Source organism: Virgibacillus dokdonensis (genome assembly GCF_900166595.1).
Lineage (GTDB): Bacteria > Bacillota > Bacilli > Bacillales > Amphibacillaceae > Virgibacillus > Virgibacillus dokdonensis.
On the sequence record NZ_LT745763.1, the window covers coordinates 2,805,342 to 2,819,694 of the forward strand.

At 35.4% G+C, this 14,353-nt stretch carries 13 protein-coding genes; 2 read left to right on the forward strand and 11 right to left on the reverse strand.

Annotation, left to right across the window (positions count from 1 at the left end; genetic code table 11):
- Positions 1–79: 79 nt before the first annotated feature.
- From ftsX to B2C77_RS14815, 6 genes are all read right to left on the reverse strand, one after another.
- Entirely contained in the window at positions 80–973 is an 894-nt protein-coding gene (gene ftsX, locus B2C77_RS14790; RefSeq protein WP_077705314.1) for a permease-like cell division protein FtsX, read from the reverse strand.
- Positions 963–1,649 (reverse strand): cell division ATP-binding protein FtsE, encoded by a 687-nt coding sequence (gene ftsE / locus B2C77_RS14795; RefSeq protein WP_077705317.1) that lies wholly within the window; start codon positions 1,647–1,649, stop codon positions 963–965. The genes ftsX and ftsE overlap by 11 nt, the downstream gene beginning before the upstream one ends.
- An 857-nt stretch (positions 1,650–2,506) precedes the next feature.
- Positions 2,507–2,866 (reverse strand): cytochrome c551, encoded by a 360-nt coding sequence (cccB, locus tag B2C77_RS14800; RefSeq protein ID WP_077705320.1) that lies wholly within the window; start codon positions 2,864–2,866, stop codon positions 2,507–2,509.
- 172 nt (positions 2,867–3,038) lie between these two features.
- A protein-coding gene (gene prfB / locus B2C77_RS14805) for a peptide chain release factor 2 (protein WP_141130738.1) occupies positions 3,039–4,140 on the reverse strand; the annotation gives its coding sequence in 2 pieces (ribosomal slippage) (positions 3,039–4,067 and positions 4,069–4,140; 1,101 coding nt in all).
- Between the two features lie 74 nt (positions 4,141–4,214).
- Positions 4,215–6,725 (reverse strand): preprotein translocase subunit SecA, encoded by a 2,511-nt coding sequence (gene secA, locus B2C77_RS14810; RefSeq protein WP_077705323.1) that lies wholly within the window; start codon positions 6,723–6,725, stop codon positions 4,215–4,217.
- A 533-nt stretch (positions 6,726–7,258) separates the two neighbouring features.
- The gene (locus B2C77_RS14815; RefSeq protein WP_077705326.1) at positions 7,259–8,017 is read right to left on the reverse strand and encodes a helix-turn-helix domain-containing protein; all 759 of its coding nucleotides are present in this window, start codon (positions 8,015–8,017) and stop codon (positions 7,259–7,261) included.
- A gap of 236 nt (positions 8,018–8,253) precedes the next feature.
- Between B2C77_RS14815 and B2C77_RS14820 the strand changes: the two genes are divergently transcribed.
- Together B2C77_RS14820 and B2C77_RS14825 are read left to right on the forward strand one after the other, a co-directional pair.
- A complete protein-coding gene (locus B2C77_RS14820) occupies positions 8,254–9,462 on the forward strand; it encodes a NupC/NupG family nucleoside CNT transporter (protein ID WP_077705328.1) in 1,209 nt (402 codons plus the stop codon).
- A gap of 30 nt (positions 9,463–9,492) precedes the next feature.
- The gene (locus B2C77_RS14825; RefSeq protein ID WP_077705331.1) at positions 9,493–10,401 is read left to right on the forward strand and encodes a nucleoside hydrolase; all 909 of its coding nucleotides are present in this window, start codon (positions 9,493–9,495) and stop codon (positions 10,399–10,401) included.
- A 259-nt stretch (positions 10,402–10,660) separates the two neighbouring features.
- On the opposite strand, the gene B2C77_RS21730 is transcribed toward B2C77_RS14825, so the two are convergent.
- The 5 genes from B2C77_RS21730 to B2C77_RS14845 form a co-directional block, all read right to left on the reverse strand.
- Positions 10,661–10,810 carry a hypothetical protein gene (locus tag B2C77_RS21730; RefSeq protein WP_176087336.1) on the reverse strand — a complete coding sequence of 50 codons (150 nt, stop codon included), beginning with the start codon at positions 10,808–10,810 and terminating at the stop codon, positions 10,661–10,663.
- Between the two features lie 386 nt (positions 10,811–11,196).
- The gene (gene hpf / locus B2C77_RS14830; protein WP_073007597.1) at positions 11,197–11,754 is read right to left on the reverse strand and encodes a ribosome hibernation-promoting factor, HPF/YfiA family; all 558 of its coding nucleotides are present in this window, start codon (positions 11,752–11,754) and stop codon (positions 11,197–11,199) included.
- A gap of 322 nt (positions 11,755–12,076) precedes the next feature.
- Complete coding sequence (gene fliT, locus B2C77_RS14835; RefSeq protein WP_077705334.1) at positions 12,077–12,430, reverse strand: flagellar protein FliT; 354 nt, start codon at positions 12,428–12,430, stop codon at positions 12,077–12,079.
- The gene (gene fliS / locus B2C77_RS14840; protein ID WP_077705337.1) at positions 12,430–12,831 is read right to left on the reverse strand and encodes a flagellar export chaperone FliS; all 402 of its coding nucleotides are present in this window, start codon (positions 12,829–12,831) and stop codon (positions 12,430–12,432) included. The genes fliT and fliS overlap by 1 nt, the downstream gene beginning before the upstream one ends.
- A gap of 21 nt (positions 12,832–12,852) precedes the next feature.
- Positions 12,853–14,316 carry a flagellar hook-associated protein 2 gene (locus tag B2C77_RS14845; RefSeq protein ID WP_254843979.1) on the reverse strand — a complete coding sequence of 488 codons (1,464 nt, stop codon included), beginning with the start codon at positions 14,314–14,316 and terminating at the stop codon, positions 12,853–12,855.
- Positions 14,317–14,353 lie beyond the last annotated feature (37 nt).

A 14,353-nucleotide genomic window follows, 5' to 3' on the forward strand; every position in this document is an offset into this window, starting at 1 on the left:
TATTAAGTTCTGTCTACCAGAGGTATCAAAAAGATATCTCTGGTAGATGCCTGTTCATGTTGTTGTTAAAAATAATTGGTTAGACTTTTAGGAATTTCCTAACACTCATCAAACTTCCCCAAACACCTATAGCTGCACCAATTGCTACAATAATTCCCGATAGTTGAAAGGCGAAAGGAGTATAAGGTAAAAGTTCAATAAATTTGTACGTCGTTTGCTTACTTAGGATATCTTCCACGTAATAATACCCTGTAAGCACAATAATAATTGGTATAATTGAACCCATTACACCCAATAATAATCCTTCCACGAAGAATGGCCACCTAATAAAACCATTGGTCGCACCAACTAGTTTCATAATGCCAATTTCTTTACTTCTAGCCATAATCGTGATTTTAATCGTGTTTGAGATTAAAAATATAGCCGTAAATACTAACCCAATTATTAACACTAAACCAATCGTTCTTGCATACTTGTTAAACTCAAATAATCTTTTCACAACGTCTTGTCCATAAACGACATCTTCTACAGCTGACATTTGTTTAATTTCTTCAGCTATATCTGATGTATCTTCAGGCTGTTTTGCCTTCACAATATAAACATGGTTCAATGGATTGTCCTGTTCAAACATTTCCCAAGCTTGTCCATCCTCTCCCATGCTTTCAATTAATTTATTTAATTCATCATCTTTAGAAGAAAAAACAGCAGAATCAATGTTTTCTAATTTATTGATAGATTTTCCTAAAGCTTGGATATCTTCCTGGGTTGCAGTTTGTTCAATCATGACATCGAGTTGGACATCTCTCTCTATGTTGTCTGCCATTTCATTTAAGTTCAGCATTAAAGCTAAAAAAGCAGCAACTAAAATTAATGTCGTTGTCACAGCTGCAATCGAGGCCATTGTCATCCAACCATTACGCCGGATGTTTTTAAATCCTTCACGTATATGTCGCATAAGTATTCTAACCTTCATAGCCGTATTCACCTCGATGTTCATCTCTAACAATTAACCCGTCCTCAATTGCAACAACACGGTTTTTAAAAGTATTTACAATCTCTTTACTATGTGTAGCCATAATAACTGTTGTTCCACGGTCATTAATTTCCTGCAATACCTTCATAATTCCCCATGAAGTATCTGGGTCTAAGTTACCTGTTGGTTCATCAGCAATAACAATCTTAGGGTAGTTCACAATAGCTCGAGCAATCGATACACGTTGTTGCTCACCTCCTGATAATTCATGAGGGAGAAATCTAGCTTTGTGTTTCAAGCCGACTAAATCTAGTACTTCCATTACGCGTGTTCGAATAAGTGATGGATGGGACTCGATTACTTCCATCGCAAAAGCTACATTTTCATAGACTGTCAGTTTAGACAACAATTTAAAATCCTGATAAACGACCCCAACATTTCTCCGCAGCAAGGGCACTTGCTTTTCTTTTAATTCATTAACATTCATTTCATTTACATAAACCGTTCCTTTTGTTGGCTTTACTTCTCGGAATATTAGCCGGATAAATGTGGACTTACCTGCACCACTTGGACCAACTATGTATACAAATTCACCACGGTCAATATTTATATTTATTCCATTTAGTGCCGAAACACCATTATCATACGTTTTATATACATCTTTCATTTGTATCATTCATTAATCACCTTTATTTTTTAATTGTAGCGTGCCACGTTACGCATCGTGTACATCTTCAAACAGTATAGGAACCTTTTATTATTATGAGACAATAGTATCTTATAATTAGCATAACTGAAGGTTTCTGAACAATTCGGATATTTAGGCGTAGGTCTTTCTCACTCCCCCTTTTTACGCACTATTCAATTTTGAAGATAGTGACTAGCACGTTTAAAAATCGAGTTAAGATAACCACTCATAAATGTTGTGAGGAGTGTGTCTACATAATTATAACATCTTTCCGCACCATTTTTAGACACAAAATTATTACATTTGTATTTCAAAGTGAGGCTTATATGAAACAAATTGTCATATTATAGAAAATCAAGTGACTTTCGGACTATTTTTAGAAGTGGATATACTTACCAATCATGATGTAAATGAAAAGAAGCAATTGCCGAAGAAGGGCTCTTCGCATATTTGGAAGATTTAGAGACTTGTTTAAGTAACTTCACTTATATATAAACGAAAAAAATAGTAATTCTTTATAACAAGCCCAACAAAAAAACAGCAGCAATTGTAAAAGGTTACTGTTTTTTTCTTGATTTAAGGTGTAGCAACTCATCGTGGATAATTGTGAACTTCAGCGACTTCTATGTGAACTTCGAGTAACTATTTTGTGAACTTCAGCGACTTTTTATAAAACTCAAGCGAAAATATAATGAACTTCAGCGACTTTTCAAATTTCTACATTCGACCTAAGCCTGCCTTCTATCTAATTTCTGCTCATCCGTTTAGGAGTTTTCGTCCATGCAGGGCGCACATATAAAAAGCTTACTTGTTATTTTGTCAAGTAAGCTTTGTTTTAATTCTCATTATTTCTTTTCTGCTAACCAATCAGCAAGCAATTGAACATCATCGCCTTTAGCCATTCCTGCAGGCATACTTCCTTTTCCATTTTTAATAATGTCTGCAATTTCATCTGAGGAATACTTTGATCCTACATCTGTCAAAGCAGGGGCATTGCCGCCAGATAAGTCTGCACCGTGGCAGCTTAAACAATTATCCTGGTAGACTTCTTCAGCAGCAGTAGCATCTACACTACCGCTATTTTCCTCTGTTTTTGCATCGTCCTTATCAGCTGGTTCTTCGGAAGCATTTTCATCATCGCCGCCCCCACATGCGCCCAGCACTAATACAGTGCCAAACAGCATTGCTAATAACCATTTTTTCATGATTCTAATCCCCCTAACTATGTTATTAATCATACATCAATTCTATTATAACCAATGACTACTGTTTTAAAACTCTTTCTGTTTCCAAATATTACTACAAAAAAGGCGCTAGAGGTTGATAGGTCAACTTACACAGCCAATTATGACGAATTTATGAAAAATTATTATTGGTTTAATTCACCTGTTGTCTTAGATAAGCATCAATAAACGAATCAATTTCTCCATCCATAACGGCTTGCGTATTACCAACTTCTACATTTGTGCGATGATCTTTCACCATAGAATATGGATGAAAGACGTAAGAACGAATTTGACTTCCCCAACCAATTTCCATTTGGTCACCACGAATCTCAGCTAATTCCTGCTTTTGTTTTTCAATTTCAAGTTGATATAATTTTGACTTTAACATTTTCATAGCTGCTTCCCGGTTTTTAATTTGCGACCGTTCATTTTGACAAGTCACAATAATGTTTGTAGGTACGTGGGTAATACGCACAGCAGAATCCGTTGTATTTACATGTTGGCCACCTGCACCGCTAGCACGGTACGTATCGATTTTTATATCCTCCGACTTTACCTCGATATCTACATCATCCGTCATTTCTGGTGTCACTTCACACGAAACAAACGACGTATGTCTTCTACCAGATGAGTCAAACGGTGATATGCGTACAAGGCGATGCACGCCTTTTTCTGCTTTTAAATAACCATAAGCATTATGTCCTTTAATGAGCAATGTAACACTTTTAATCCCTGCTTCATCACCTGGTAAATGATTTAACGTCTCGACTTGAAATTTCTTACTCTCTGCCCAGCGCTGATACATTCGTAACAGCATGCTTCCCCAGTCTTGAGATTCCGTGCCACCTGCACCAGGGTGTAATTCCAAGATAGCATTATTGGCATCATATGGTTCGCTCAAAAGAATTTGTAATTCAAAATCATTGAATTGTTGTCGTAAAGAAGTTAATTGCTGAATTAATTCTTCTAATAACTCTTGATCATTCTCTTCTTTTACAAGTTCATAAGAAACTTCTAAATTATCAAGCTGTTGCTCAAGCTGAGAAAAACTATTGACATATGTTTTTAAATGGTTCATTTCATTGATGACGCCTTGAGCTTTTTCTTGTTCATCCCAAAATTCAGGAGCAGTCATTTGTAGCTCTAATTCTTGAATACGTTCTGTCTTTGCCTCTAAGTCAAAGAGACCCCCTAAAATCGTTGATGCGGCCATTCATCTTATCTAAATCGTTTCTAATATCTACTAGTTCCAATTCAATCACCTCTATGTAATTATTGTTGCCAAAGCGTCAGGAAAGCACTCCGTTTTTGGAGTGCTTCTTCCTTCTTATTTCCCATGGCAATTTTTATATTTTTTCCCACTACCACATGGGCATGGATCATTTCGACCTACATTGTTCTGTTTGACAAATGGTTTACGTGTTTTTTTCTTTTCTTCTTGACCGCCAGAAACAGCTTGCGTATTTTTCACAACTTCCTGGCGTTGAAGGTTATCACGAATTTGAGCTTTCATGATATACTTCGCTACTTCCTCTTCAATACTTTGAATCATTGACTCAAACATAGCGAAGCCCTCTAGTTGATATTCCCGAAGTGGATCGTTTTGGCCATATGCACGTAAATGAATTCCCTGGCGTAACTGGTCCATTTGATCAATATGGTCCATCCATTTTGTATCGACAGTACGAAGGAGAATCACTTTTTCAAACTCTCGCATTTGTTCTTCTGTTAATTCTTGTTCTTTTTCGTCATAACGTGCTTTTACTTTTTCCATGATCCATTCGGTTATTTCTTCTTGATCTTTTCCTTTAAGATCATCTTCAGAGATGTCATGAGGTTCAAGCAAGTTACCTGTTACATAATCTACAATTGCTTTATAATCCCACTTATCTTCATCATCGTCTTGGGTATGTGTTGTAACAACACGTTCCAATGCAGACAAAATCATATTTTCAATAATTTCGCGTAAATTGCCCTCTGCATCAATCACTTCAAAACGCTGTTTATAAATAATTTCACGTTGTTCACGTAAAACATCGTCATAGGAAAGAACCGTCTTACGCGCATCAAAGTTATTTCCTTCCACTCGTTTTTGTGCTGATTCTACTGCACGGGAAACCATTTTACTTTCAATTGGTTGCGAATCTTCCATTCCTAAACGCTCCATCATGGCACGGAGATTATCAGACCCAAATCGACGCATCAATTCATCTTCCATGGAAAGGTAAAATTGCGATACACCTGGATCTCCTTGACGTCCAGAACGTCCACGTAGCTGATTATCAATACGCCTAGATTCATGACGTTCCGTTCCTATAACAGCAAGTCCACCTAATCCCACAACACCTTCGCCTAATTTAATATCTGTTCCTCGACCAGCCATGTTAGTTGCAATTGTAACGGCACCACGCTGCCCAGCATTTTCGATGATTTCCGCTTCACGAAAGTGATTCTTTGCATTCAACACTTCATGCTTAATGCCTGCTTTTTTTAGCATCTTTGAAATGAGTTCAGAAGTTTCGACGGCAACCGTACCGACGAGAACGGGTTGGCCTTTTTGGTGGCGTTCTTTAATATCTTCAACGACAGCACGAAATTTTCCTTCCATTGTCTTATAAATTAAATCAGGCTTATCATCTCGAATAATGGGCTTGTTTGTCGGGATGGCAATAACATCCATATTGTATATATTTCTAAACTCTTCTTCTTCCGTCTTAGCTGTACCTGTCATTCCAGCAAGTTTATTGTACATACGGAAAAAGTTTTGAAACGTAATCGATGCCAATGTCATACTTTCATTTTGGATTTGTAAACCTTCTTTTGCTTCTATTGCTTGATGTAACCCATCACTATAGCGACGACCTTTCATGAGACGACCAGTAAATTGGTCGACAATAACGACTTCCCCATCTTCTACAACGTAATCATCGTCACGGTGCATGGAGATATGTGCTTTTAAAGCTTGGTTAATATGATGTGTTAACGAAACATGATTCAAGTCGAATAAATTATCAATAGAGAAATAACGTTCTGCTTTATTAATCCCTTCTTCTGTCAACTGAACACCTTTCGTTTTTTCATCGTAAGAATAGTCATCTTTTGCCAATGTTGAAACAAATGCATTTGCCTGTTGATATAAACTTGCGGATTTTTTAGCAGAGCCTGATATAATTAATGGCGTTCTTGCTTCATCAATTAAAATAGAGTCCACCTCGTCAATAATTGCATAATTCAACGGACGTTGTACCATCTGCTCTTTATACAAAACCATGTTATCACGTAAGTAATCGAATCCATATTCGTTGTTCGTACCGTACGTAATATCTTGGTTATAAGCCTCTCGTTTTTGCTCTTTTGTAAGTCCATTTCCGTTAAGTCCAACTGTTAAACCGAGGAATTCATAAAGTTCACCCATCTCTTTTGCGTCACGACTTGCTAAATAATCGTTTACTGTAATTATATGGACACCTTTTCCAGCTATGGCATTTAAATATGCAGGCATCGTGGAAGCTAATGTTTTACCTTCCCCTGTTTTCATTTCTGCAATATTTCCTTCATGTAAGGCGATTGCTCCCATTAACTGGGTTTGAAACGGACGCATACCTAAAACGCGTTTTGCAGCCTCTCGCACAACTGCATATGCTTCTACTAGCAATTCGTCTAGCGTTTCTCCGTTTTGATATCTTGTTTTAAATTCTTCTGTTTTTTGTTGCAATTGCTCATCAGATAATTTTTCCATTTCCGGTTCTAACGCTTCAATTTGATCGACAGTCTTTTGAAGTTTTTTCAATTGTCGTTGCGTTCCATCACCAAAAATTTTCTGTAAAATACTTGCCATTTACGCAGCACCTCAATATTTATCAAAAATAACAAATTTCTTGAATCCCCTATATCTTAACATGTAGCATACTTATTGGATAATTGGAGATGTGTATTGTTAATACTAGTTTTAATATTTTAATCCATTATTTATCATAACACTTTCTAAAGATAGATGACAACTTGTAGCATGAAATCACACCTAGCAATGTCTTTCTAAACAAAGTGATTACATCCTAAAACTTGTACACACATAAATGAAAAAAGAACAGGTTAGACGGACATATGCTTTTTAATTTCTCAACCAATGGAAGATATACATCCATGTCAGAGGCCGTAAATATGTATTTTCATTATTTTAGCACTTCAATTTTTACCAGTTTCATTTATGCTTAAACGTTCAGAACTGTTTCGCCCCTCTCTTAGAAAAATTTAGCTTGTCGCCAAGTCTTATAGCGGAAGTCGTAGTTTTTCCTATAGTGTTAAAAAAGCCAATCTAAAAATGGCACTTGGTGTTTCTCTGTTATGAAGTATTGAAACAATTGGTATTAACTACACTTTATTTTGTTCTTCACGATACATTTTAGGGGTCATACCAGTTTCTCGTTTAAACATACTGCAAAATTGGGAGTCATTAGAGAATCCTGCCTCCAAAGCTATATCGGAAATTAACTTCGATGGATCATGAATAAGGCATGCTTTTGCAAATTCCATTCTTTTTAAATACAAATATCGCTGTGGCGTCATGCTAAATTTTTCTTTAAATAAATGTCGAAAATGATCATAACTATATCCAGCAATATTGGCTAAAATTTCATTGGTCAGCTTTTGCTGAAAATATTCTTCCATATAATTACGAACATACTGCATTCTATCATCTGTATGATCCATATACTTTTTAGTTTTACCAATTAACCTCTGTAAATGGATAACGAGCTTTCCTACTAATAAATGAAGCATTTTTGAAAATCCACTTTGTTCTTGTACAAACTCCTCTCTCATCTTAACTAAACACTCTCTAATAACCCAATCCCTGCTGTCTTGAAATACACCATTCTTTTCTAGTATTATCTCGTTTTCGGTATAAAAACCAATATACAGTACGTCAGCATCAACAAAATGTATTTCATCATGATTGGTATTAGGAGAAATAAGGGCAAAATTATTCTCATAAAAAGTATACTCCGTTGAATCGATTTCTGTTTTACCACTTGCAAAATAATAGACTAACTCACAACAATTATGGTTATGACTAGGTATATATTGTCCCTTTTTACGTTTAGAAAAAAACAAAAAATCCAATGTATCCAATCGACCACTCCTCGTATAGTATACTTAACCGAATTATATAATAATGCAACCGAATAATTATAAATATTTATCATTTTATTTGCTAGCATTATAACATGCTATAGCCAAATAATATAATGAAAGCGTTACTATAGTAACCAACTATTTAGCTTCTATCAAGAGCTTTTTGAAAAGCAATGTTTTTGTCGAGATTTGGTGACATTATGGAAAAAATAAACTAGGAAAGGAGTGTCACTATGAATGTTTTATGGGGACTTGCTGGAATTGCAGTACTCGGTTTACTTGCATGGTCAATATCTATGGATAAAAAAGCAATTAATTATCGCACTGTAATAAGCGCCTTCGCTCTTCAAATTCTTTTCGGCTTCGTCGTTTTAAAATGGGATTGGGGACAAAAAATTCTAACAAAGATGGCTGATTTTGTTGAAAAGATTATAGGATCTTCCCAATCAGGAATAGACTTTTTATTTGGAGACCTTCTACCAGATAATGGATTTGTCTTTGCCATTCAAGTACTTCCAGTAATTATTTTCTTTTCTTCTTTGGTATCTGTCTTATACCACTTAAAAGTGATGCAAGGATTTATTAAATTAATTGGTGGTGCATTAATGAAGATACTGAAAACTAGTAAACTTGAATCAACAGCCTCTGCATCAAATATATTTTTAGGTCCGTATGAATCAGCTCTTGTAATTAAACCTTATGTTAAGAGCTTAACAAAGTCGGAACTATTTGCCGTTATGGTTTGTGGAATGGCTACTGTAGCTGGATCTGTATTTGCTGGATATGCGGCACTAGGAATACCAGTGGACTATTTGCTCACAGCTGCACTTATGGCAGCACCTTCCGGATTACTATTTGCCAAAATCATCGTTCCTGAAACTAAAAATAAAGCAGACAAAAAGGCTAATGTTACAACTGAAATTACCACTAAAAATGTTTTTGATGCCGCTGCTACTGGAGCAAGTGACGGTATGAAGCTCGCCTTAACTATTGCAGCCATGCTAATAGCTTTTACATCTTTAATAGCTTTAGTAAATATTTTAATTGACCCTATTGGTAACTTATTAGGCATCCAAGATTTATCTTTAGAATTTCTATTTGGATATTTGTTTTCGCCAATAGCTTTCATCATAGGTATACCATTTGATGAAATTATTGGTGGTGGTTATTTTATTGCTATTAAGTTTACTGTGAATGAATTTGTTGCTTTCACAGAATTTTCAACGGAAATGAGTAGTTTTTCAGATAAATCCGTTGCTATCATTAGCTTTGCACTATGCGGATTTGCAAATATAGCTGGTATTGCGGGCGCTATCGGTGGTTTAGGTGGAATAGCTCCAAACCGAAGAACTGAAATTTCACAACTTGGAGTCCGTGCATTAGCTGCCGCAACATTAGCTAATTTATCAAATGCAGCCATTGCTGGGATGTTTATTGTATAAAATTTAATTCTATTAACAAAAAAGGAGAAAATGATGCAAAACAGATTAATTATTGATACAGATATTGGGAGTGACATTGATGATGCAATGGCTTTAGCACTTGCTATGAAGTCAAAAGAAATAATAATCGAAGGAATTACAACAGTGTATGGCAATGCGGAGCTTAGAGCTAGAATTACAAAAAAATTATTGCAACTAGGAAACCAAAAGAATATTAAAGTATTTGCAGGTGTTAGCCAATCATTACTGTTTAATCGTGATATTTGGATGGCTGGTCACGAAGGAGAGGGTATTCTGACTGAAGATGAGCACATTGAATACGACAGTGGCCATGCAGTCGATTTTATTATTCAAACAATAATGAAAAACCCTGGAGAAATAACACTTATAGCAATTGGTCCGTTAACAAATATTGCCACTGCTATTATTCGTGAACCAAGCATCGTAAAAAACGTAAAAGAAATAATTATAATGGGAGGTGTTACTAGGCTTGGCGACAATTCTCTAACTCTCCCAATAAATGAGCACAATATTAGGTGCGATCCAGAAGCTGCATCCATTGTATTCAGTAGTAAAGCGCCTATTTGTATGGTCGGATTAGATGTAACATATAAAGTGACTTTCACAAAGTTTCATAGAGACCAACTAGAAAATTCGAAAACACCTCTTAATTTAGCACTTGTTAATCAACTGGATCGTTGGTTTGCTTTTATTAAGGAAGATATAACTAAAATGCACGACCCGTTAACCGTTTCTATTGCCATTAATAGAGATATTGTCAAAACAGAAAAAGCGAAAGTTCATGTTGAGTACGATCATCGCCAAATGACTGGAACAACAATTGCCATACCAGACAAAAGTGGTAATGTAGAAATTTGTCTAGATGTGGATAGCCGACGATTTAATAATATTTTATTACGTCGACTATTAGATGAATAAATATATAGCCAAAATAAATGAAAACATGAAGTAACTAGAACGTCACTGTCTTGAAAAAGAGTAAGGAAATATGCAAGTATACGCTACTACTTTGCTTTAGAGTAAGCTTCATTTTTTAAATAAGAGCTTATTCTAAATGCTATTAATATGCAGCTCAAGCCATACAAAAGAGTGGTTCGAGGATGAACCACTCTTTTCAGAGAGGATAATTGGGGGTTTTGGGAGATCACTTATTGCGAGGAAATTTTCACGGAGAAATTTATCGCTTTCGTTCCATCACTCCCTCCTTGTATATAGCTAATTGTCGATTTAAAACTGCTACAATTTCCACAAGTTGGCTAATCGTTCTCTCATGTTGCTCTATTTTTTGAGTAATATGCTTTAGATAAAGGCTTTTGTCACAATCCAATGGCTCACCTCCTACCCTTACATATTTTATATCACAAAAAGCCTTCATGAAGCGAACAGCCAAAATTAGTTTTTAGGCTTACAAACGACATAATTCTGCAATTTTAGGATAAAATACCTAGTTAATGAGTGGATTTATACCACATTTCATAACATTTTTACAGACATTATTTAAATTTAGCATAATGGACATCAATTTTCGACAATATTTTTAGTCTGTTCGTAACACCTTTCTTATTAACTACGGCAGAAAAACATACCAACTAGAATCATAGAATTGTGATAGCCAAACCAGCTGCATGTACAATGTGGTACTACATTATTTTAACTAAAAAAGTAAAAGCCAGCTGTCATAAAACAACTGGCTTTTACTTTTTATAAAATTTTTTATGCGTTTGGTTCAATTAACCCGTACTTTCCATCTTTTCTTCGGTAAACAACATTTGTTTCACCATTTACAGCGTTTTCAAAAACGTAGAAAGAATGACCGAGCATATCCATTTGTAGTACCGCTTCTTCAGAATCCATTGGTTTAAGGTCGAATCGTTTTGTTCGCACAATTTCTATATCAGAAGACTCTTCTTCTTGCTCTCCATTTAAAGCGTCTTTTTCTAATTCTGCAAAAACATGCTTAGGAGATCCTTTTTGTCTAAACTTTCTATTTACTTTTGTTTTATGTTTTCTAATTTGCCTCTCAAGTTTATCGACAACTAAGTCAATAGCAGCGTAAAGATCAACATGTTGTACCTCACCGCGCAATAATAAATTAGTCATCGGGATCGTCACTTCAATCCTTTGTTCATCATTATAGACACTTAAATTCACATGTACATCAGAAGCTAGTGGAGCATCAAAATACCTTTCTAACTTACCTATCTTCTTCTCCACGTAATCACGTATAGCTCCTGTTACCTCAAGATTTTCACCACGTATGTTAAAATTCATATCAGTGTCCTCCTTTCTCCTGCTACTTTCATTATACAACGTTTCCCTTTAAATTTCCTGTAAAAACTATTAAAATGTAAAGGAATTGTTACATTAAATCGTTTAAACCTTGATACAACTAGGTTTAGATAATTTACAATAAAAAACAAGTTAACATAGAACGCGAGTTCGTAAAATGTTTGGTAAATTTTTTTCTTAACATCGGGGTAAATAAAAGGGAGGAAGAAGCACCTTTTTTACCCCGACCTATTTAATAACTTTGTAATCCTTAATCAAGTAGTAGAAAATGAAAAAAATCCCATTGCATAAAGTTACACTGCATTTATTTTTTCCGATCTAAATAGATTCCATCCCGTGATTGTATCGTTTCATATGGATGAATATACTTTCGGTTGGATTGTTTTTGTTTTTTCATTTGGCGCAATTCTACTTTCAAATTATCAAACAGTAACAGCATTTCTTGTTCAATTAACTTATTTAATTGCATAATTTTTTTTGCTGTAGCTTTTTCTTCCTCTGAAAAAGGCGGTTTTAGTGATTTCATTTGTTCACCACGTTCTTCAATCAAGTCATTTACTTTTGAGATGATCGATTCGCGTTCCTTTGGGTCTATTTCCTGTTGAAGAAGATCATGTAAATGTTGGGTAGTATCATAGAAGGAAGTTAACCGATTCATCACACTTGAGCACCTTTAGAATATTGTTTTTTTCTAGTTTGTAAAATTACTTGCTTCCATGTATCACGAAACTCGATAACAAAGCTAAGAACTTCTTCCAATGCCGCTCTATCATTTTGTGTGTTCGCCTCTGTTAAGCGGTGATGCATATATTCATAAAGTGACATAAACTGACTGGAAATATCAACTTCCATATCTAACGTAACCATCAACTCAAGAATGATATTTTGCGCCTTTTGGATATTTTTATTTTTAGCTTCAAACTGATCTCCATCTATATCCTTCATCGCTTGTTTAATAAATTTTATACAACCGTTATACAGCATTAACGTTAACTCTGAAGGTGACGCTGTATTTACTGCGTTATTTTGGTAAACCTGATGTTGCTTATAAAAAGACATATTGCTCACTCACTCCCATCCTTACATGCCACCACCGAATTGGGACATTAATTGCGCTGACTGTTGATTCATTCTTGAAATTGCTTTTTCCATTGCTGTGAATTGGTTCCAGTAACGAGCTTCAGCCTGAGCAATTCGATCTTCAAGAGATTCCATCCGATCATCCACATCTTTCATTCGTTTCCCCAATGTATAACTTTCTAATGAAGGTGTTAAAATACTACCAGCTTTTTCACTGATTTGCTCTTTTGTTGTTTCCAGAGAATCTTCTAAACGTTGGATTAGTCCACGTGAATTTCCTTCGTCACTGTTAGTAAATAAATTTTGTACATCAGCAGGATTTTCCCGAAGTGCTGTTTTCAGTTCTTTTTCGTTAACTATGAGCTTTCCGCCATCTAAATAGTCTTTGGATGTTTCAATTCCAACCTGTGTCAAAGTTGTATATTCTCCGCCAGTATCTACCTTTTCGTACCAGCTAGAGCGCAGATTAAATAAGCCATTAGAAATTGTCGTGTCTCCTCGTAAAAGCCCACTTTTAGCTCTTTTTTCCCAAAGTTCAATTTCGTTCTCCGACATATCCTTTTTTTGTTCAGCGGTTAATGGTGGGTAATCACGATGACGCTCCTCTAGCTGTGATTTATTTAGCGCTTCTACGACTTCATTATACTTATCAACAAATTCCATTATTCTCTCGTAGGAAGCGTCCACATCATTTGTTACAGTAAGGCTGACATTTTTACCCTCTGTCTCTTGCTTAAATTCCAATGTCATTCCATTTATCTTATAGGAATTTGTTTTCGATTCCATGATTAACCCGCTATTATTGTATTCAAACTTCGCATTAGTACCGCCTGATTCCTTATCCATATCCATGTGAAGCACGTTAGCTAAAAATGAATTATTATCAAATTGAATTTCTGCACCATCACGGTAATTTCCTGTCCTTGTCGTTTCCATAATTACTTTTTCCGTTTGTTCATCATAAAACATACGTACATTATTATCATCTCGAGATATTTTTTTTAATACGTCCGTTAATGTATCGCCTTTTTGAATAGTATACGTATATGGTACTTCTTCACCTTTTTCATTTATCGTATTAAATGCTATTTCATCACCTTCAACTAGCTGTACATCTGATTTTACAGTATTTGTGCTTACATTAATCGCTGTACTGGCTAATTGATTCACTCTAATTTGATATGTACCATTGGCAACATCCGCATTTGCAGTTGCTGTTACTGCACCTTCTTTGGTTGAACTAACGTTTTTTGCGTTATAAGCCACACTCTTCCTCATTTCAAACATTAAATCATCTAGCTCTGTTAGCTTGCTGTTGATTTCTCGAAAAGCATCTCGTTTCCATTCTAATTTCGTACGATCTTGCTCTAATTTATTTAATGGTATACGTTCAGCCTTCATCAACTTATCTACCATTGCTTCAATATCCATACCACTTGCTAAGCCACCAACGCGCATGACCATTTGTCTCGCCCCTTTACATCGTATTATTCAAATGTTT